Raw genomic sequence first — 19,072 nt, forward strand, 5'->3', positions numbered from 1 at the left:
CGAGTTGCATGGCGGCAATCGCGGCGGCAACAAAGACCAGCGTAGGACTGACAAGACCGCGAACAAGAGCAGCCAGGCGGCGGGATCCGCATCGCGGTAAGGACTGAGACATGCCGACCGCCGCGGACATCCTCATCGAGACGCTGATCGACTGGAACGTCGATATCATCTTTGGCCTGCCGGGCGACGGCATCAATGGCATCATGGAGGCGCTGCGCAAGCGGCAGGACCGCATCCGCTTCATTCAGGTGCGGCACGAGGAATCCGCGGCGTTCATGGCGTGCGCCTACTCAAAATGGACAGGCAAGCTCGGTGTCTGCCTCGCAACTTCCGGCCCTGGCGGCACACACCTCCTGACTGGACTCTACGATGCCAAGCTCGACCAAGCGCCGGTGCTCGCCATTACCGGCATGCAGTTCCACGACCTCATCGAGACCTTCACCCAGCAGGATGTCGACTTGACGCGCGTCTTCAGCGATGTCGCCGTCTTCAACGCGCAGGTCTCCGACGCGGCGCATATGGAAAGCCTGGCCGGTCTCGCCTGCAGGTCGGCGCTGGCACGTCGCGGCGTTGCGCATCTGTCGATCGCCAGCGATGTGCAGGAGCACACGCTCTACCAAGCCAAGCGCTCGAAGCGCAACAAACCGTCGCATACGCCGGATCGTTGGTTCGAAGGAAGCAGGCTTCCCGACGAAGAACAACTTGCGAAAGCCGCCGAGATCCTGAACGGGGCGACGAAGGTCGCGATCCTCGCCGGTCGGGGCGCGCTTGGTGCCAGGCACGAGTTGGAAGAGACGGCGGAGCTGCTTGGTGCCCCCGTCGCAAAGGCCTTGCTCGGTAAGGCTGCCTTGCCCGACGATCACCCGCTGACGACTGGCGGCATCGGAATTCTCGGCACGCTGCCGTCGCAGGAAATCATGGAGGAATGTGACGCGCTGCTCGTCGTCGGCTCGACCTTTCCCTACATCGAATACTACCCGAAGCCGGGACAGGCGCGCGGGGTGCAGATCGAGCGCGACCCGCAGCGCATCGGCCTGCGCTATCCCGTTGAGGCCGGCCTTGCCGGCGATGCCGCCGTGACGCTGCGATTGCTGAACAGGCGCCTGAAGCGCAAGGATGATCGCAGCTTCCTCGAGAAGGCGCAGGCGGGCATGCGACGCTGGCGCGAGATGATGGCGCAGTCGGAGCAAAAGGCCGCCACTTCGCTCAAGCCCCAGGTGGTTACACGCGCATTTGGGAAACGATTGCCCGATGATGCGATCCTGGTTGCCGATTCCGGCCAGAACACCGAGATGGCGGCCCGCCATATCGAGCTGCGTGACGGGCAGGCCTTCGGCGTCTCGGGCGCGCTGGCCTCGATGGCATGCGGACTGCCCTATGCGATCGCCGCGGGCCTGGCCTTTCCCGGCCGGCCGGTCTTCGCGGTCGTCGGCGACGGCGGTCTCGCGATGCAACTCGGCGAGTTCTCGACGGCAGTTCGGTACCGGGTCCCACTCAAGGTGCTCGTGCTCAAGAACGGCATGCTCAATCAGATCGCCTGGGAGCAGATGATGTTCCTCGGTAACCCGCAATTCGCCTGCGAACTCCAGCCCATCGACTTCGCCATGGCCGCCGAAGCCATGGGCGGCATCGGCTACAGCGTCTCTCGCGCCGAGGAGGTGGAAGGTGTTCTCGACGCTGCCCTGGCTGCTGAGGGTCCGGTGGTCATCGAGGCCGTGGTCGACCCGTACGAACCGATGATGCCACCGAAGATGCCACCGGATTATGCGAGAAATTTCCGCAAGGCGCTACCGGATACCCCCGGACGCGCGGAAATCGAGGCGAATGTGGCGCAAGAGCCGCTGAGGTCGATGATTACCGCCGGCGAGAAAGACTGACCACACGCAAGAAGGAGCACGAGTTGAACAAGACCGACAGCGGCACCGCAAATCGCGGTTCGCCGGACCTCATGGGCGGCGACCAAGCGTGCAAGGCCGAGGAATGGGGCGGTGGCTCGAAAGCCGCCAAGGGACCGATCACGGAACCGGATCGACACAACCGCAACTCCAACCAAAAAAGGACCTGACATGCAGGATGCCCAGCAGAAATATCCTCAGCCGCCGCTTCCCGAACAGCAGCAGGACATGCCCGGCTACACCGACGAGATGGATCCACGGCCTGACCACGGGGAGGAGAGCTATCGCGGCAGCGGTAAGCTGACGGACCGCGTCGCGCTGATCACCGGCGCGGACTCGGGCATCGGCCGGGCGGTGGCTATCGCATTTGCACGCGAAGGCGCCGACGTCATCATCTCCTACCTTGAAGAGGACGAAGACGCGCAGGAGACGGCGCGCTTGGTCGAGGAAGCGGGGCGCAAGGCGGTGCTCGCACGCGGCGACATCTCGGACGAAATCTTCGCGCGGTCGCTTGTGCAGCGAGCTATCGATGAATGCGGGCGCCTGGACATCCTCGTCAACAATGCAGCCCACCAGGCGTCGTTCGAGAAGCTTGAGGACATCAGCGCGGAGGAATGGGATCTCACCTTTCGCACCAATGTCTATGCGATGTTCTATCTGTCTCAGGAAGCAGTGAAGCACATGGAACCCGGCTCGACCATCATCAACACATCCTCAATCAACGCGACCAGTCCCTCGCCGGCACTGCTTGCCTACGCCACTACCAAAGGAGCGATCGCCAACTTCACCGCCGGACTTGCAGGACTGGTAGCTGAACGCGGCATTCGGGTAAACGCGGTCGCTCCCGGGCCGATTTGGACGCCGCTGATCCCGTCGACAATGCCCTCTGAGAAGGTCAAGGAGTTCGGGAAGAACACACCGCTCAAGCGTCCCGGGCAACCGGCAGAGCTTGCAGCGACCTATGTGCTGCTTGCCTCGGAAGGGTCGAGCTACACCACCGGCGCACTCTACGAGGTCACCGGTGGACGGCCGATGCTTTGAGCGAGCGTACCTGCCAGCTCCACGGCGCCCACTCCCGGTAGCACACTGACATCTGGCGAGGCTCATGCCGATCAGGATCGCGGACAACCGCCACGTCCGCAAACTGGTCGAGGCGGATGCCGAAGCCTCCCACCAGACCCTGAACCGGAGGTTGGTAGACGGGAAGCTGACTTCATTCCGGGTCAACCGGAGCGTCAGCTTTCGGGGAGGGGCAAACGCTGGGTGAATGTCCCCGATAGGCGCATTGCAGCCATGCCGCCATCGCGTTGTGAGACTGATTTGGCGACCAGCAAAACAGCAGCCTCTACGACTCGTCCCTCTCATCGCGCAAATTAGACACAACGCGGCGGTTTTGCGACCTGCAGGCGGAGTCGGGGCAGTCGCGGACCAGCCTGTCCTTGCCGTAGCCCTTGGCCCACATGCGGTCCCGGTCTATGCCGCCGGCGGCGAGGTAGTCCATCACCGCATCGGCGCGCTGCTGTGACAGCGCCGTTTCACTTGCGCCGGGATCGTCGGCGAAACCCTGCAGCTTGAGCAGCCAGCGCGGATGCTTTGTCAACCAGGCGATCTGGGTGTCGAGGGTGGCCTTGGCGACAGAATCGAGCGCGGCCGAACCTTTCGTGAAGTAGGTGCGGCGGCCGACATTGAGGATAAAATCCTCCTCGCTGCCCGGCTGCACGTTCTGGAAGCCGGCAATCTCGGCGTTGGTGACGTCGGGCGTCGACGGGGCCAGCGTGTTGCTGGTCGAGCAGGATGTGGCCACAACCAGCAGGCCGGCGGCGAGCAGCCGGCGCGTGTTTTCAATCATGCGGTTCATGATGCGCCAATCATTCGACAGTGGTGGAAGCGGGCGCCTGGTCGGCGATGTGCGGCAGGACCTCCACCGCGGTGCCGATCGGGCACCGCTGGTAGAGGTCGATGATGTCTTCGGGGAACATGCGGATGCAGCCGCTGGAAGCGTCGGTGCCGATGCTCCATGGCTCCAGCGTGCCATGCAGGCGGTAGCCGATGTCGGCGCCGTCGCGGTACAGATAGAGCGCGCGCGGCCCGAGCGGATTGTTGGACGCGCCGCCTGCGATCATGGGCGGCAGGTCCGGTTTGCGCTCACGCATTTCGGGGGGCGGGACCCATTGCGGCCACAGCGCGCGGCGGTCGATCGTCGCGCGGCCGTACCATTTGAAGCCTTCCTTGCCGACGCCGACGCCGTAGCGGATGGCAGTCTTGTTTTCCATGATGAGGTAGAGGAAGTGGTGGCGGGTATCGACCACGACGGTGCCGACCGGCTCGCTGCTGAAATACTTGACGATCTGGCGATGCCATCTCTTGTCGATCTTGGCGAAGTTGGTCTTGCGATAGACGAAATCGTTATCGCTGGCGGTACCGGCGAAAAAGGATTTTGCCCCCGCGGCTTGAACAATATTGCTGGTTCCACCGACCGCGACCAGCGCCAGACCGCCGAGCACGACACCCCTGCGTGATAAAACCATCGGCAATCCCCCATGCCTTAAGCCTGGCGAACCATAGTTGAGAATGATTCCGGCTCAAAGTGGAAAATGCTGCAGTGGGTGGGCCGCAAGCGGTCTGTCCGCTTGACGGCAAAATAGCGGCTGCCCGCCGGCTCACGCCGGCGGGCTTTTTTGTGCGGACGGGAACATTCTCGCTCCAAGGGTGTTTTGTCACACCCGGCTCGTTCTTCATCGGTCGTGCCGGTGACCAAGATGTCCCCTCATTCATCATGGTCGGCCCGCGCAGCCTTGACCGCACGCGCGGGCCATCCCATCACAAGGCCCGCTGGCTCACGCTGGCGGGTTTTTCCGCGTCCATGCGCCGACACTCATCTTCGCATGCCTGTCACAACGAGCCAGGCGGATTCCAGTATCCGCACGCGGCGAGGAGGACTTGCGACATGCCTCGCTGCGGGATTTTCGCGATGAGTCTACCTGGCTCCCGCTGAACGCCATGGCCTGACCACCGGGCGCGTTGGACGACCTTCAAGTCGAAAAAGCCCGCGGCAATCGCACCTTAGGCGAAGAGGCTTTGCTTTGTTGATGCAGTTGTCATCGCAGCAATCGTGGGTAGCAACGCGGTTGTTGCGTGTTGTTGGAGAGATGGGGTTTCCCGAAAAGAATGAACATGCGCAGACAAAAGAAGCGAGCAGGATGGCCGTGAGTACATCTGCCAAATATCTATTACCTCATATGCGCTCGCTCCTCGGAAGGCGATCCCGCCACCCTCTCGACAGTGAAGATGGCGGGATCTCAACCGGCGACAAGGGACTTCGATCGACGGTGGGTTTCCAATTCGGCGTCCGGCTGCGTGTTCCGCCGTTCGGGCTTCTTCCAACCGCAATCAGACGCAAGTCCTATCCCATAAGACTGATGGCCAAATTCGGAACATCCGCTGAAGCATTGCGTTCGGCAGCGTGAAACCCCAAGGCAAAGGATGACTAATCATGTCGAATTGCGAGACTGCAAAATCACATTCGTTAGGAAATCGCGTGGCTGATCTCACAGCCAAGATGCGTGAAGCGCAGATTGACGCGGGTGAAATGATGGCCTTCCACAAGGTTGCAACTATGTTGGAGGACAGCCAAGGACGTATCAATGGCGACGACTTGATCGCCGCATCCTTCGTTCTGCTGGAAGACCGAGCGCCCGAGTGACCTTGCGTTGGTCGGCTTCGATCGTTCCTCGATCAGCAATGCGAAGCCTTTTTTGTCACGGCTGGCGTCTCGCGGGACTGCGGGAATAGCTCAAGCCTAAAGGGTGCTGGCCGGGCGCCTAACAGCCAAGAGACACCGCTTCGGGATCGGCCGCCACGCGCCCGCTTTGTCCGAGGGAGGGCATTCCCTTTGAAGACAGCTACGGCCTGTCCTCGCTATCAGTGCCATGCATGCTGGAGCCATGCATGAAGGACTGGATCTCGTTCACATCGATCTTGCCATCACCATTCTCGTCAATGCTACTGAACATCCTGCCCACCGCGCGTTGAACCTCGTCCTCGGACACCGATCCGTCGCCATCGGTGTCCAACAGCCCGAACATCAGTCGCATGCCGGCACCGCGCATCATCTGATGATGCCAGCGTCCAGCCATTCTGTGTCCACGATCGCGGTCACCGTGGTTCTGCCAACGGTCGCCATCTTCATCGTGGCGGTCAGCATCCTCGTTGCGATCGCCTTGATAGTTGCGACTATCTTCCTCGCGGAAACCCTCTTCGGAACCGCGATCCTGCTGCAGTCGCTCACGGACAGCTTGCTCAACCATCTGGCGGATCATTTCGCGTGTTGGTCCATCCGCTTGTCCGGTCGCATCCGGCAACTGTCCGGCGGTCGGCGGTTCGGTTGCCGGAGCGGGTGCAGGTGTCGAGGGTGATGGTGTTCCGCTTGTCTGGGCGAGTGCGGGGGAGGTCAGGGCAATGAAAACGGCGGCCGCGGCCGTCTTGCTGTGTGGAAATCTCATGGCATGCTCCATCAGTGCTTTCGCTTGAAGGCCAAACTGGAGCTCGATGTGATTGTTCCCCGAAGGGATCAGGTCACGGCGAAGTTACTGAGGCATGCCCCGTCTGAGGTAGATCAGGGTCTTCGCCAGGGAATAATTCGGCTCTTCTTCCCTAGGCACAAGAGGAAGCCGGCGCCCATTTTCGCGGGCAATGAACGTTGGACATTCGGCCTCGCCAATTTTCTGCCAATCGATCATACCGACGCACCAATTCCCTCTGTGTCCTCTCCTTTCGTGGGACGGAAGCCGTTTCGACCGCACGCCGTCAATCGCGAATCCCGCGTCCATATGCTGCGCGGCCATGAAGCATATTTTTTATGTCACGGACCTCTGTCCGTCTGGACACCATGTTAGCCAGCGCTAAATCAGAGCAATGCGACGCCTCCTGCTGGGACTTACAGTTTTTCTCTTTTGGACCACGTTGCTTCAGGCCGAGGCGTGGCAGCCCTTCGGCGTCCGACAGCTTGGCTTTAGTTTCGATATTCCTCCGAATTTCGTTCTGACCCAGAATTCGGAGCAGGGCGCGGCTTTTCAGGGCCCAAGAGACGCGTTTCTGGTCGTTTGGGGCGCGCGACTGGGCAAAGCAAGTTTTCGCGCCGAGATTGAACATCGCATGATCGAGGACGAAAAGGCCGGTTGGCGACTGACCTATCGGCGCCTAGCCCCGAAATGGGCCAGCTACTCCGGGGTCAAGAATGGCGAGATTCGCTACGTCCGTGCAATTATGGTCTGCAACCAGCGTGCCGCGCTTTTCACAATGAATTATCGGAAATCCGAAAAGAAACCGTATGACCCTGTTGTTGTGCGCATGGTTCGGTCCCTGAGAGCGGAAGGATGTTAGCCAGCAAAGAGCGAGGTTGCCGTACTGTGCTTCCCTCGGCTAAGGGCCCAGTGGTCAACCCGGCTCCCCAATAGCCCCGCCCAGTCACATGAAAGCAGGCACCGGCAGATATGCGGCCGAACGTTCTCACGCTGGCTCAGCCGCTCAAAGCCCATCACCGAAAAGCTGCTTGGTGCGGTCGCCAGCTAGAGCTACCACTGAGCCATTCCCGCTGCGGCTGGGTAGCGCCTCAGTTCCGTACGCGTTCATACCAAGAACGGGCGGGGCGAACGTCCTGATAGAGCTACGGCTGTAGAAGCGCGCCGCCAAACTGCGCCCACAAGCGCTCGCACTCTCTCGCCCTTAGGCTCGGGGTACCGGGCGCGCCATAGAAGACCATGGCGCCGCGAATGTCGTATCCAAGCACCGAGGCGTTGGCCACGAACTGGATGGCTCTTCCCAAGCTGGTGATGCCGATGTCGACCTCAGCTTTGTTGGTGAGGTCGACCACGCCTACTATTTCCGCATTGGCGCTCCTGCCCGCCAAAACGGCCGTCGACATCGCATCATGCACGGCAAGAAGCACTTCGGTGAGTTGCCCGGTGGAAGGGCTCTACAAACGCTTAAACGTCAGGTTTGTTCCCAACTGGCCTTGGCGGCTTTCCGACGACCAAGAATGCGACTGCGACTACGCTCAATAGAATCACTGCGAACAGGATTGCCATGATTTCCGCGCACTGTATCGGATCACTCCGCGGCGAAGAAAACCCCGCAACATATCTCAGATAGCGGCGGGTGTTCGGCTGTAAGAACCAAACTGGGTCCCGCGGCCTCTCATGTGCGCGTAGTTGACATCGTCTGCTGGACCGAACGGTCAAGCCGAAGAGCCCAGTTCCTCTCAGCATCGAGCAGTTCATTCTGCTCAATCAAGCCATTCATAAACAGCCTGAGTATATGCGCAGCTATGCGCTCTCCGTTCTGCGAAGCAAGAGGTAGGGCGCGCTCTTTGCAGACCGTGTGACAAACCTGGGCGAGCATCTCAATCTCGCTTGGCCCCAAAAACCGACCCGGATACAACATACCGTTTTCCTGTTGGAGAGTTGGAATGGCTATCCATTACGCAGGGTCACCGGCAGCCACAATCAACTATGATAGTGAGATGTCGAGTCCCGGTGGAAAAAACAGTGAGGTCCCAAAAGCGGTCGCGCTTGTCTCCGATTGACAGATGCCTCGACGCTACACCGACCAGCGCTACCGCACCCGCTTCATCGACGCGGCTTTGCAAAGGCCTATGACCAGTTCGCTACCAGCTGCCGGACCGCCCAGGCGAGCATGCCGCCGGCCATTACCGAAAGCGCGATGTCGTGGATGAGGCAGCCTTTTCCGTATACATCCAGCTGTTACGCTGCGCATCTGCTTCGGTTCGAAAACTCGCCGCGAGCCTGGCGTGCTCGCGGGTCCGGGCCGAAAACGCCTTCACAGCCCATATGTTGATAACGACATCGATGAGGCTGCCGCCGACCTCGTTGGCATAGGATGCTTCCCGGCAAGGGCATCGACCAATGCCCCGGGGCCGACCAGCACGAACCTGCGGGGGCTTTCCCGGAACAAAGCGTCGACGATCCGGTTCGGCAGGGAAGCGGCCAAAATTCATGCCATCGGAGATGCCGAGGCAGATGACAGATGAAAGGGAAGCTGAAGATGACGAAGTCTCGCGACCGCACCGTTCCCGGCGACGGCAAGATCGAAACCGGCCCGAACACATCTCCGCAACAGGATCCGGCAGAGGGGTCGCGCGAGACAATCGATCGCGAACTCGAGCGGACAGACGACGATAATAATTCCGACGAAGCGGAACGCTTGCGCCGAGACCTGCGGAAAGGGGTGGCGGAAGAGACCGAGCTTCCCGAACGCGGCTCGGCCTGAGGATCGCCGGAACCTTGCCAAGGCAAGAGACATGGAAGGCTCGACGCCGGTCGGATCGCTGCTTGCTTCGTGCCTTTAACGCACCGGCCACACAACCCACGCGCGGCGGTGACCCAGGAGACGGCGAGAACGGCCGCGCGACGGTCCACTCTGTTCCAGCAAACTCGGCTCGCCGAGAGCTACCAGCTCTGGCGTTAGGGCCTGACGAGATGCCACCTGTCCAGGTCGCATGGCGCCAGGGTTCGGCAATCTCTATCAGGCTGCGCCGGCCTCCTGGCTGCGCTGCGAGCGGGCACGGTCGCGGGCTGCGGCAGTGCCTCCGGGAAAGCCGCTTCGATCGCTGTAGTCGCGTGGCTTGGTCCCGCTCCGAGAGTGGCGCGCGGTCACGCTTTTCGCAGCGATGATGTCGAGCAATGTGATGCCGGCGACCATCGCAAGCGCAAGGCCCACATTATCGCGCTTTGGGTTGCCAGGCCGATACGCTGTCAGCAATGTCGCGATATCCAGGCCGTCGCCGGCCACCCGGCTCCAAAGCCCGGCCTGCTTGTCCACTGAAAGCGAGAGTATGCCGCTGCTTATTTCCCGCGCCCCATAAGCGCGGATCAGGTCTTCCTTGCCGCGCATGCCGAGCGCGCCGGCAATCCGCTCGGCGCCAACCAGCTCGGCGACGCCAAGCGCGATGCTGAACCAGCCGAGCTTGCGGGCAAGGCCATCGGAGGCCCCGACCGCACTCTGCCCAGTCTTCAGCACTTTGGGATCGCCAGGCGATCGGGTGATGTTGGTAAGTTTGGCAATCACGTTCATGACGATTTCCCTACGGTTTCAGTACAACCTTGATGCAGCTGTCCTGCTTGTCGCGAAACACCTTGTACATCTCCGGTCCCTGCTCGAGCCCCACGGTATGGGTGATGACGAAGGATGGGTCGATCTGGCCATCTTCGATGCGGCGCAACAGATCCTCGGTCCAACGGTTGACATGGGTCTGCCCCATTCGGAAGGTGAGCCCCTTGTTCATTGCCTGTCCCATCGGAATCTTGTCGACCAGCCCGCTGTAGACGCCGGGGATCGAGATCACGCCGGCCGGCCGGCAGACATAGATCATCTCACGCAAAACGTGCGGTCGATCATTTTCCATCAGCATCAACTGCTTTGCGCGATCGTAGACGGTATCGGGCTGGGCCAGCGAGACGTGGCTTTCCATGCCGACGCAATCGATGCACTTCTCCGGGCCCTTTCCGCCGGTGAGTTCCCGCAGTCGTTCGACGACACTTTCCTCGGCGAAATTGATGGCGATGGCGCCGCCGGCCGCGGCCATGGAAAGCCGTTCCGGCAGGCAATCGATCGCCACCACCTGTTTCGCGCCGAGCAGCAGGGCGCTGCGTATGGCCATCTGCCCGACTGGGCCGCAGCCCCACACCGCAACCGTATCGGTGGGCTCAATGTCGCACTGTGCCGCCGCCTGCCAGCCGGTAGGAAAAATATCGCCGAGGAAGAGAACCTGCTCGTCGGTAAGGCTGTCAGGCACCTTTACGTGCGTGGCATCGGCGAACGGCACACGCATGTATTCCGCCTGTCCCCCGGGATAGCCGCCGGTCAAATGAGTGTAGCCGAACAGACCCGCGGTGGTGTGCCCGAACACCTTGTCACCGAGATTCTTCTTGCGGTTTGTGCGTTCGCAAACCGAAAAGTTCTGTCGCTTGCACTGGTCGCACTCACCGCAGATTATGGTGAACGGCACGACGATGCGGTCTCCCTCCTTCAGAGCGCCGTTGACGCCCTTGCCGACCTCAACGACCTCTCCCATCATCTCGTGGCCCATGATGTCGCCGGGCAGCATGGCTGGCACATAGTTGTGGTAGAGGTGAAGGTCGGAGCCGCATATGGCACAACTCGTCACCTTGATGATCGCGTCACGTTCATCCTCAATTTCCGGGTCCGAAACCTGATCGCAGCGTATGTCTTCCTTGCCGTGCCAGACCAACGCTCGCATAGCTTGCTCCTATTTTCGCAAGATCTGTGGGTAGGGACCTCGCGCCTGTCCTAAGCGGGCCGATGCCTGGTTGGATCGACTGTGCCGCTGCTTGTCGAACCACAGGGGCGGACCGATGTTCCGGGAGCTCGAGAGAATTTTTGGGCCATTCCAGACCCGCACCTTGGAAGGATCTGTCGCGGGCACCAGCGGCCTTCGCGGGCGCGTCGGGGCACGAACCGCTGGAGCCCGAGCCACGAATGGACGTACTCAAGTGTACCAAAGAAGGTCCGTCCGCAGGTGTCCCTTCGCGGCGATCGACACCTCATCTGCTCGATTCTCGCGGCCATAACCGGCATTCTCTTCCTCGCCCTCACAGGTCGGCGGAGGCGCTCAAGGGTCAGCGCTGTGTGACCGGAGCAGGTAGGAGATGCCGCTCACCGGCGGGCGCGCAGCCCGACCCTACGCGATCGACATGGGGTGGATGGGCGCCATCACGCCGGCGACTCTAGCGGAGTATTTCGCAGAAATACAATGATTAGCGGGCAGGGCGGACTGCTAGCCGTGCGCAGCGATGAACATGGCGACGGCCGACCGGCAATAGGATTCGATTTCGTTGTCGTCCGCCGCTCTCGCCTCATCGAAGCGTGCGATAATCAAAAGATCGGATCCTTTGAAAAGCGCGGCAAACAAGCGGGCGGACCGGAGAGGATCGGGCACGTTCAGAACCGCCTTCGCGTGCAACTGACGCAACAGGACCTCGATTTGGGCGATGACATGGGCGGGGCCGGCTTCGAAATGGAGCTTGCTTAACGACCTTGGATTCGTCTGGTCGGCCATGACCATGGCTTCGACACTGCGGACGTCTGATCTCAACAGTGTCCGAAGCAGGGATGATCCCACCGCCATGAGCTGATCTTCGACCGAACCGCCGACGCCTTCAAGAAGGGCCAGTGGCGCAAACAACTGATGGCAGCCGGCCGAGATGGCCGCGCTGAACAGCGCCTCCTTGTTCTCGAAATGCCGATAGATGCTGAGCTTGGATATCTTCGCCCGCTGGGCGACCTTGTCCAATGTGGTCGCTTGAAAACCCAATTCCACAAAGAGTTCGGACGCAGCGTCGAGTATCGTTTGGCCAAGCGCCTCGTTGGCGGGCCGGCCGCGCCGGCCCTGGCTATTTTCGGTCACGACAATTCCAGTCCTTGACAGTATCCAAATTCTCGGATTACGATACCATGTAGTTTCTGAAATGCGCAAGCCGATGGGTAGCTTTCAACCAGGTCCAACCAGCCCCTCATCCACAACACGGAGCCCATCATGGATGACGTCATCATCATCGGCGGCAGCTTTGCCGGTCTCGCCGGCGCCCTGCAACTCGGCCGTGCCCGCCGTAAGGTCACCGTTCTCGATACCGGCCTGCCGCGCAACCGCGTCGCCGGCCACTCGCATGGCCTGCTCGGCCACGATCACAAGCCACCGCTGGACATCCTGGCCGAGGCGCGGCGGCAGCTGGCGCGCTATCCCACGATCAAGCTGGTCAATGCCCGGGCCGACAGCCTCTCCGGGGCCATCGACGATTTCTCCGTCCTCACTGGCGATGGCGGAAGCCTCGGCGCGCGCCGCCTGATCCTGAGCTATGGCGTCGCCGACCAGATGCCTGATGTTCCGGGCTTTGCCAAAGGTTGGGGCACGTCCATCGTGCCCTGCCCCTATTGCGACGGCTTTGAAGTCGCCGGCCAGCATTGGGGCCTCGTCTGGTCCGGCCCGCCGTCGCACAATTATGTCAGGCTGTGCCACGATTGGACCGACAGGTTGACGGTGTTTGCCGATGGTCACGACATTCCTCCCGACATCCGGGCCGGTCTGGCGCGCCGCAACATACCTGTCGTCGACGGCCGGATCAGCGAGATCGCCCATCAAGGGGGGCATAACGCCACCGTCAAGCTCGATACCGGCCCCAATGTCGCGGTCGACATCCTGTTCGCGCATCCGCGCAACAAGCCGTCCGCAAGCCTGCACGAATCACTGGGCCTCGCCACGGTCGATACGCCCCTCGGCGTAATCCTCAAGGTCGACGAGCGCCGCGAAACCAGCATGCCCGGCATCTACGCCGCGGGCGACCTCGCCAACCCCCTCACGCCGCCATCGGTCACCCTGGCAATATCGCACGGCGCGACGGCTGGGATCTCCGCCCAGCAGTCGATGCTGGTTTGAGAGCGCAGATTCCCTTCTCCGGGTGCCGCAGGCTATCATATTCTGAAGGCGAGGTTACGGAACGCCGGCCCGCTCTCCCCTGAGGGGCATCTTTGGCCGGTTGGCTTTGAGAACTCAACTGCGCTGCCGGCATGACGGCGATCGCCGACATCGGTTATCAAGCTCAATCACGCTGGAAAGCATGAACCACGTCGACGTCGACATCGCCGGCGGGCTTACGGTATGGCGACCGGTGGCGGAAGATTTGCCACCGCTGTCGGCACCTCGATGCTGCGACGCTACTTTGCAGAACGGTCGCGCCCAGCAGCGCTTCTGGCGGAAGTCTCAGGCGGCCACGACGCGCGCCAGCAGTGACGCGGCCTCGGTACCAGCCAAGCCAAGGTCACGGACGCTGCTCATGTGATTGGCCCCACCAAGGGTGGTGCGCGAAACAGTCAGTCCCTGTGTGTCAAGGTGGTCCGTGAAGAGTGCGGCCTGGCTGTGGAACGGCGGCGTTTCATCGGCGCCGACCGAGATATCTACGCCCACGGATGGATCGAAACTGTGGTCGATCGGCGAGAATCGGCGGGCCTCCTCGTCGGTGATCGCGATCTCCGCGGCAAGGAACGACATCTGCAATGGCTTCAGGTCGTAAAGGCCGCCAAGCAGCAGCGCAGCTTTGATGCCGGAAGGCCGCTCGTCACCGTCGAAAAGCATTGTTGCCAGATGCGCACCGGCGGAATGACCGCTAACGGTCAGCAGGCCGGGATTGCCGCCATGGTGTGCGACATTGTCAAATACCCATCGCTTGGCGCGGCGCACCTGGTCGACGATCCTGGCCATCCTGACGGTCGGCATCAGCGCGTAGTCGACAATGACCGCGATCGCACCTGCGTTCGTAACGGTCTCGGCGACGTAGGAATAGTCGCGCTTGGAGAACATGCGCCAATAGCCCCCGTGGATGAACATGTGCACCGGCAGGCGGTCCCGTTTGCCCTCGGGAAAGAACAGATCCACGGTTTCGGTGGCGTCAGCCCCGTAGGCGACATCGGCGACCATGGGAACATTCGCCCTGGTCTCCTCGCTTCTGCGAACGATCTCGGCGACGATGTCATCGAACTCGACCACATGATCGCGAATGCGAAACGGATCTTTGGGGTGATGTCCGCTCACAGGGTCACGGCGATGTACTTGGCCTCCATGAACTCGGCAACGCCGTGCTTCTGACCGCCTTCGCGGCCTAGCCCGCTCTGCTTGACACCTCCGAAAGGCGCCGCCGGATCCGACATCAGGCCGCGGTTGAGCGCGATCATGCCGGACTCGATCTTCGATGCCACGCGCATCCCCCGGCCCAGGTCGCGCGTATAGATGTAGGCAGCGAGACCGTATTCGGTGTCATTGGCTTTGGAGATGACATCCGCCTCGCTTTCGAAGCGACTGATCGGCGCCACGGGACCGAAGATCTCCTCGTGAGCCATGGCAACGTCGGCCGGCACGTCCTTGAGCACCGTTGGCGGATAGAAAAAGCCTCTGCCTTCAGATACGCCGCCGCCACACAGGATTTTGGCGCCGCGGGCAACGGCGTCCTGCACAAGCCGGTCGATCTTGTGCACAGCCTTCCTGGTGATCATCGGCCCGCATTCTGTGTCTGAGTCTGTGCCCGGGCCCAGGTTGAGTGCCGCCATGCGTTTGCTCAAGCCTTCCGCGAAAGCATCATGGATGCCGGCCTGGACGTAAAGCCGGTTGGCGGCCGTGCAGGCTTCGCCGGCGTTGCGCATCTTGGCAACCATCGCACCGTCGAGGGCTGCTTCCAGGTCGGCGTCGTCGAAGACGATGAAGGGAGCGTTGCCGCCAAGCTCCATGGAACAGGAAATGACGTGCTTTGCGGCTTCGGCCAGCAGCACGCGGCCGACGCCGGTCGAGCCGGTGAAGGACAGCTTTCGCACGCGCGGATCGGCCAGCATGGCCGCCGTCACCGGCCCGGGGGTCGAGGTCGTCAGCACGTTGACGACGCCGGGCGGCACGCCGGCCTCCTCGTAGAGCGCCGCAAGCGCATAGGCCGTCAGCGGCGTCTCGCTGGCGGGCTTCAGGATCACCGTGCAGCCGGCCGCGAGCGCCGGAGCGATTTTGCGTGTCGCCATCGCAGCCGGGAAATTCCATGGCGTGATGAGCACGCAAATGCCGATGGGCTGGTAGTCGACAATGATCCGGTTCGCGCCCGAGGGCGCAAGGCCGAACTCGCCGTTGATGCGGACCGCTTCCTCGGCGTTCCAGCGAAAGAATTCCGCCGCATAGGCGACTTCGCCGTGCGCATCGCGCAGCGCCTTGCCGTTCTCCAGCGAGATCAGCGCGGCCAACGTCTCCGCCCGTTCGGTCATCAGTTCGAAGCAGCGCCGCAGGATTTCCGATCGCCTGCGTGGCGGGGTCTCGCGCCAGCCGGCCGCCGCCTTCGCGGCAGCGTCGACGGCGGCGGCGGCATCAGTGAGCGTTGCATCGGGAACCGCAGCGATCACGGCTTCAGTCGAGGGATCGACCACTTCGATCACGCGGCCCTCCGATGAGGGCCGCCAGCGTCCGCCAATGTAGAGACCGTGCGAGACCGTGGCGTAGTCGAACATATCTTGATCCTCGTCGGATATGGCTGCGGCAATGTTCATTGGATGAACTCCTGTCGATCACATCGTGGTGGCGGACATGTCGCCGTCATAGGCAGCCCTGACCAGCTGTCGCATCGCGGCGCGGTCGAACGGGCGGGGATTGTTCTTGATCAACCGGTCGATGCCCAGCGCCTGCTCAGCAGTCCAGTCGATCTTGTCTTCGGGAAGACCCAGTTCGGCCAATGTCGGCGTGATGCCGATGGCGCCAAACAGCCGGCTCACCTCCCGGATGGTGGCGTGCGCCAAGGCGTCGGCGCCGCCGCCCTGAAGGGAAAGGCCAAGAGCAGTGCCGACTTCCGCAATCTCCGCGGCTGCTGCGGCCAGGTTGTAGGCCATCACATAGGGCAGCATGGTGGCGACCCCCAGACCATGCGGGGTGTGGGTAAGCGCACCGACGGGATACTGCACCGCATGGGCGGCGGCCGTTCCCGCCGTGCCGAAAGCGCAACCGGCGGCCAGCGCTCCCATCATCACGTCGGCGCGCGCATCCTCGTCCGATCCGTCGCGATATGCCTTTTCCAGACTGCGGCCGAGCAGCCTGATGGCCAAAAGCGCGAAATGATCGGTCAGAGCGCTCTTGCCGATGAACACGTGCTGTTGCGGCAAATGAGGGTCGGCGCCGCGTTTGGCCGCTGTGAAGGCCTCGATTGCGTGCGTCAGCGCGTCGGCGCCGGCGATCGCCGTCAAGGATGGTGGACAGGTCACCGTCAGATCCGGATCGCAAAGCGCCACTGCTGCGATGAGATGCGGACTGGCGATACCCACTTTCAGCGTCCGATCCGGGTCGGAGATCACGGCGACGGGGGTCACCTCGGAGCCTGTTCCAGCCGTCGTCGGCACTGCGATCACCGGAAGGGTAGGGCCGGGTACCTTGAACTCGCCATAGTAGTCCTCGAGCTTGCCGCCGTGGCTGAGCAGAAGTGCAGCGCATTTGGCCATGTCGAGGCAACTGCCGCCCCCGATGCCGATCACCATGTCCGGCTTGAAATCCTTCGCCTGCGCAATGCAGGTGGCGACGCTGTCGCGCGGCACATCCGGCAGCGTTCGGTCGAAGACCAGCGCCTCGATCACCGCCTTGTGCAAGCCAGCCAGAATCTCGGCGAACTGCGACGTCGCCGCGAAGCGCTCATCGGTACAGACGAACGCACGCCGTCCATATTTGGCGGCAATGGCAGGCAGGACATGGCGCTGGCCTTTGCCAAATAGAATCTCGCTCGGCAGGCGCGCCGCTGCAAACAAGCTCATGCACAAGATCCTGCGAAGACGGATTGGAAGCCGACAGGCTTGGCTTCGTGCCAGAGGCCGACCTCGGCGCTGCAGGTCATGATCATGCGATACCCCTCTAATAAAATCGTATAGGATATAGGATTGAGTTTCGCGGAGCATCATGTTAGTGGGTGGTTCTGTCAAGAGGCAAACGATGCAGAACACGGACCTGACGGTTGACAATGAAGCCCGTGCGACCGGTCGTATTCAGCGCGCCAACAGTCTGGCTGGCGACGTTTACGAAGCAATCTTCGCGCAGCTCATGTCTTTGAGGATTGCTCCGGGATCGCGCATCACCGTCGACAATCTCGTCAAGGAATTCAACGTCTCGCATACCCCCATTCGTGAAGCGCTTGGCAGGCTGGAGGGGGAAGGGCTGGTTCTGAAAACCCACCTGATCGGCTATCGCGCCGCCCCACAAATCACCCGCCGGCGCTTCGACGAGCTTTACGAGCTGCGTCTATTGCTTGAACCTGCCGCCGCGGCCAAAGCCACCGCAACAATGGACGGCGAGCGCCTTGCCGCGCTGCAGGAGGCGGCCGGCGTCATGGCTCGGCGGGTGGGGAAAGACGAACGCCTGCGCTATTCGAACTTCGCCCGTCAGGATGCGATCTTCCACGACAAGATCGTCGAGTTCGCCCAAAACGAACTCATTCGCGAGACACTGAATCACCAGCATACCCACTTCCATATCTTCCGGCTGATGTATCACTCCAGGGTGACCGAAGAGGCGCTCGACGAGCACGAGGCTATTCTCGCTGCCTTTGCCGCGGGCGATCCGGACGCCGCCGAAAAAGGCATGCGTGCGCACATCGAAAATTCGCGGGACAGGCTCCTGCCTGCGTTCGAGTAGCCTGGCGATGCTGCTTGCCCGAGGCACCCTCAAGCGCGGCGCGCCGCTGTTCGCCCAGCCTGCCGCCTACGAATTCTACTCCCCGTTCTGAGCCGATTTCGATCCCGGGAAGGAGGCGCGCAGTGCACCTCCCCCTGAAACAAGCCGAGAGGAAAAGACATGCCAGCCAAAAAAATCCTGATGCTGACCGGTGATTTCACCGAGGAGTATGAAATCTTCGTCTATCAGCAGGCGATGGAAGCGGTGGGACACACCGTTCATGTCGTGTGCCCCGACAAAAGCGCCGGAGACATGATCAAGACATCGCTGCACGATTTCGAGGGCGATCAGACCTACACCGAAAAGCCCGGCCACAATGCGCTGATCAACAAGACCTTTGCCGACGCCGAGAAGCAGCTGAGCCAGTATGACGCTGTCTATTGCGCCGGCGGTCGTGGCCCCGAATACATCCGCACCGACAAGCGGATACAGGCAATGGTGCGCCATTTCCACGAGGCGAAAAAGCCGATCTTCACAATCTGCCATGGCGTCCAGATTCTGATCGCGGTCGACGGCGTCGTGCGCGGCAAGAAGGTGGCGGCGCTCGCCGCTTGCGAGCCGGAGGTGACGCTTGCCGGCGGCACTTATATCGATCTGTCTCCCACCGACGCCTATGTCGATGGGACCATGGTTTCAGCCAAAGGCTGGACCGCGCTTGCGGCGTTCATCCGTGAATGCCTGAAGGTGTTGGGAACGGAAATCCACCATTCTTGAACGGTTTGTCCCGGCGCATCCCTGAGGGGATGCGCCGGCTCCCTCAACGGCGCGGCGACTTCCGTCATTTCATCAAGTTCAGATCAGGAACCTGCGGCAGGTGTGCTCCAGAACCTTGTGCCATCATTACCTCGGACGCCTTCAAGGCGCTGCATCGCGTGCGTGCACCAGCGCGCCATCCTCGTTGACCTTTCCCAGC

At 61.7% G+C, this 19,072-nt stretch carries 19 protein-coding genes; 9 read left to right on the forward strand and 10 right to left on the reverse strand.

Annotation, left to right across the window (positions count from 1 at the left end):
• The first annotated feature begins 110 nt into the window (after window positions 1–110).
• Genes AC3EML_RS11165 through AC3EML_RS11175 form a run of 3 tightly spaced genes read left to right on the forward strand, consistent with a single transcriptional unit; the run spans window position 111 to window position 2,936 of the window.
• Window positions 111–1,877, forward strand: coding sequence for a thiamine pyrophosphate-dependent enzyme (locus tag AC3EML_RS11165; RefSeq protein WP_023710085.1), 1,767 nt, complete (start codon window positions 111–113; stop codon window positions 1,875–1,877).
• Window positions 1,878–1,900: 23 nt separating this feature from the next.
• A complete protein-coding gene (locus AC3EML_RS11170) occupies window positions 1,901–2,065 on the forward strand; it encodes a hypothetical protein (RefSeq protein WP_023710084.1) in 165 nt (54 codons plus the stop codon).
• Between the two features lies 1 nt (window position 2,066).
• Window positions 2,067–2,936 (forward strand): SDR family oxidoreductase, encoded by an 870-nt coding sequence (locus AC3EML_RS11175; RefSeq protein ID WP_023707232.1) that lies wholly within the window; start codon window positions 2,067–2,069, stop codon window positions 2,934–2,936.
• A gap of 304 nt (window positions 2,937–3,240) precedes the next feature.
• Here the strand turns inward: AC3EML_RS11175 and AC3EML_RS11180 are convergent, their stop codons facing one another.
• Entirely contained in the window at window positions 3,241–3,753 is a 513-nt protein-coding gene (locus AC3EML_RS11180; protein ID WP_023726224.1) for an OmpA family protein, read from the reverse strand.
• A gap of 10 nt (window positions 3,754–3,763) precedes the next feature.
• The gene (locus AC3EML_RS11185) at window positions 3,764–4,423 is read right to left on the reverse strand and encodes a L,D-transpeptidase (RefSeq protein WP_023682764.1); all 660 of its coding nucleotides are present in this window, start codon (window positions 4,421–4,423) and stop codon (window positions 3,764–3,766) included.
• A 1,010-nt stretch (window positions 4,424–5,433) separates the two neighbouring features.
• Here AC3EML_RS11185 and AC3EML_RS11190 point away from each other — a divergent pair.
• The gene (locus AC3EML_RS11190) at window positions 5,434–5,598 is read left to right on the forward strand and encodes a hypothetical protein (protein WP_023667766.1); all 165 of its coding nucleotides are present in this window, start codon (window positions 5,434–5,436) and stop codon (window positions 5,596–5,598) included.
• A 199-nt stretch (window positions 5,599–5,797) separates the two neighbouring features.
• Here the strand turns inward: AC3EML_RS11190 and AC3EML_RS11195 are convergent, their stop codons facing one another.
• Window positions 5,798–6,397, reverse strand: coding sequence for an EF-hand domain-containing protein (locus tag AC3EML_RS11195; protein WP_352521154.1), 600 nt, complete (start codon window positions 6,395–6,397; stop codon window positions 5,798–5,800).
• 412 nt (window positions 6,398–6,809) lie between these two features.
• On the opposite strand from AC3EML_RS11195, the gene AC3EML_RS11200 reads away from it, so the two are divergent.
• A complete protein-coding gene (locus AC3EML_RS11200; RefSeq protein ID WP_023667769.1) occupies window positions 6,810–7,277 on the forward strand; it encodes a hypothetical protein in 468 nt (155 codons plus the stop codon).
• Window positions 7,278–7,560: 283 nt separating this feature from the next.
• Here AC3EML_RS11200 and AC3EML_RS11205 read toward each other — a convergent pair whose 3' ends face one another.
• Window positions 7,561–7,818, reverse strand: coding sequence for a hypothetical protein (locus tag AC3EML_RS11205; protein ID WP_245260390.1), 258 nt, complete (start codon window positions 7,816–7,818; stop codon window positions 7,561–7,563).
• 1,139 nt (window positions 7,819–8,957) lie between these two features.
• Here AC3EML_RS11205 and AC3EML_RS11210 point away from each other — a divergent pair.
• Entirely contained in the window at window positions 8,958–9,182 is a 225-nt protein-coding gene (locus tag AC3EML_RS11210; RefSeq protein ID WP_155922421.1) for a hypothetical protein, read from the forward strand.
• Between the two features lie 255 nt (window positions 9,183–9,437).
• Here AC3EML_RS11210 and AC3EML_RS11215 read toward each other — a convergent pair whose 3' ends face one another.
• The 3 genes from AC3EML_RS11215 to AC3EML_RS11225 form a co-directional block, all read right to left on the reverse strand.
• Entirely contained in the window at window positions 9,438–9,986 is a 549-nt protein-coding gene (locus AC3EML_RS11215) for a hypothetical protein (RefSeq protein ID WP_023667774.1), read from the reverse strand.
• Window positions 9,987–9,996: 10 nt separating this feature from the next.
• Window positions 9,997–11,172, reverse strand: coding sequence for a zinc-dependent alcohol dehydrogenase (locus tag AC3EML_RS11220; protein ID WP_023682758.1), 1,176 nt, complete (start codon window positions 11,170–11,172; stop codon window positions 9,997–9,999).
• A gap of 537 nt (window positions 11,173–11,709) precedes the next feature.
• Complete coding sequence (locus AC3EML_RS11225) at window positions 11,710–12,339, reverse strand: TetR/AcrR family transcriptional regulator (RefSeq protein WP_023704689.1); 630 nt, start codon at window positions 12,337–12,339, stop codon at window positions 11,710–11,712.
• A 129-nt stretch (window positions 12,340–12,468) separates the two neighbouring features.
• Here AC3EML_RS11225 and AC3EML_RS11230 point away from each other — a divergent pair, with 129 nt between their 5' ends.
• Entirely contained in the window at window positions 12,469–13,365 is an 897-nt protein-coding gene (locus AC3EML_RS11230) for an NAD(P)/FAD-dependent oxidoreductase (protein ID WP_352521155.1), read from the forward strand.
• A 324-nt stretch (window positions 13,366–13,689) separates the two neighbouring features.
• Here AC3EML_RS11230 and AC3EML_RS11235 read toward each other — a convergent pair whose 3' ends face one another.
• The 3 genes from AC3EML_RS11235 to AC3EML_RS11245 form a co-directional block, all read right to left on the reverse strand.
• Complete coding sequence (locus tag AC3EML_RS11235) at window positions 13,690–14,403, reverse strand: alpha/beta hydrolase (protein WP_245271875.1); 714 nt, start codon at window positions 14,401–14,403, stop codon at window positions 13,690–13,692.
• 110 nt (window positions 14,404–14,513) lie between these two features.
• Complete coding sequence (locus AC3EML_RS11240; protein WP_352521297.1) at window positions 14,514–15,962, reverse strand: NAD-dependent succinate-semialdehyde dehydrogenase; 1,449 nt, start codon at window positions 15,960–15,962, stop codon at window positions 14,514–14,516.
• 57 nt (window positions 15,963–16,019) lie between these two features.
• On the reverse strand, window positions 16,020–17,246 hold the full coding sequence (locus tag AC3EML_RS11245; RefSeq protein ID WP_352521157.1) for an iron-containing alcohol dehydrogenase: 1,227 nt from the start codon (window positions 17,244–17,246) through the stop codon (window positions 16,020–16,022).
• A 175-nt stretch (window positions 17,247–17,421) separates the two neighbouring features.
• Between AC3EML_RS11245 and AC3EML_RS11250 the strand changes: the two genes are divergently transcribed.
• Together AC3EML_RS11250 and AC3EML_RS11255 are read left to right on the forward strand one after the other, a co-directional pair.
• A complete protein-coding gene (locus AC3EML_RS11250) occupies window positions 17,422–18,120 on the forward strand; it encodes a GntR family transcriptional regulator (RefSeq protein WP_023818610.1) in 699 nt (232 codons plus the stop codon).
• Between the two features lie 159 nt (window positions 18,121–18,279).
• Entirely contained in the window at window positions 18,280–18,873 is a 594-nt protein-coding gene (locus AC3EML_RS11255; RefSeq protein ID WP_023667783.1) for a DJ-1/PfpI family protein, read from the forward strand.
• Window positions 18,874–19,072: the final 199 nt, after the last annotated feature.

The organism is Mesorhizobium sp. P170090 (genome assembly GCF_057786115.1).

Coding starts and splice junctions, on each gene's coding strand:
- AC3EML_RS11165 (WP_023710085.1), top strand. CDS start 111: ATGCCGACCGCCGCGGACATCCTCATCGAGACGCTGATCGACTGGAAC.
- AC3EML_RS11175 (WP_023707232.1), top strand. CDS start 2,067: ATGCAGGATGCCCAGCAGAAATATCCTCAGCCGCCGCTTCCCGAACAG.
- AC3EML_RS11180 (WP_023726224.1), bottom strand. CDS start 3,753: ATGAACCGCATGATTGAAAACACGCGCCGGCTGCTCGCCGCCGGCCTG.
- AC3EML_RS11185 (WP_023682764.1), bottom strand. CDS start 4,423: ATGGTTTTATCACGCAGGGGTGTCGTGCTCGGCGGTCTGGCGCTGGTC.
- AC3EML_RS11195 (WP_352521154.1), bottom strand. CDS start 6,397: ATGAGATTTCCACACAGCAAGACGGCCGCGGCCGCCGTTTTCATTGCC.
- AC3EML_RS11200 (WP_023667769.1), top strand. CDS start 6,810: ATGCGACGCCTCCTGCTGGGACTTACAGTTTTTCTCTTTTGGACCACG.
- AC3EML_RS11205 (WP_245260390.1), bottom strand. CDS start 7,818: ATGTCGACGGCCGTTTTGGCGGGCAGGAGCGCCAATGCGGAAATAGTA.
- AC3EML_RS11210 (WP_155922421.1), top strand. CDS start 8,958: ATGACGAAGTCTCGCGACCGCACCGTTCCCGGCGACGGCAAGATCGAA.
- AC3EML_RS11215 (WP_023667774.1), bottom strand. CDS start 9,986: ATGAACGTGATTGCCAAACTTACCAACATCACCCGATCGCCTGGCGAT.
- AC3EML_RS11220 (WP_023682758.1), bottom strand. CDS start 11,172: ATGCGAGCGTTGGTCTGGCACGGCAAGGAAGACATACGCTGCGATCAG.
- AC3EML_RS11230 (WP_352521155.1), top strand. CDS start 12,469: ATGGATGACGTCATCATCATCGGCGGCAGCTTTGCCGGTCTCGCCGGC.
- AC3EML_RS11235 (WP_245271875.1), bottom strand. CDS start 14,403: ATGGTCGCCGATGTCGCCTACGGGGCTGACGCCACCGAAACCGTGGAT.
- AC3EML_RS11240 (WP_352521297.1), bottom strand. CDS start 15,962: ATGTTCGACTACGCCACGGTCTCGCACGGTCTCTACATTGGCGGACGC.
- AC3EML_RS11245 (WP_352521157.1), bottom strand. CDS start 17,246: ATGAGCTTGTTTGCAGCGGCGCGCCTGCCGAGCGAGATTCTATTTGGC.
- AC3EML_RS11250 (WP_023818610.1), top strand. CDS start 17,422: ATGCAGAACACGGACCTGACGGTTGACAATGAAGCCCGTGCGACCGGT.
- AC3EML_RS11255 (WP_023667783.1), top strand. CDS start 18,280: ATGCCAGCCAAAAAAATCCTGATGCTGACCGGTGATTTCACCGAGGAG.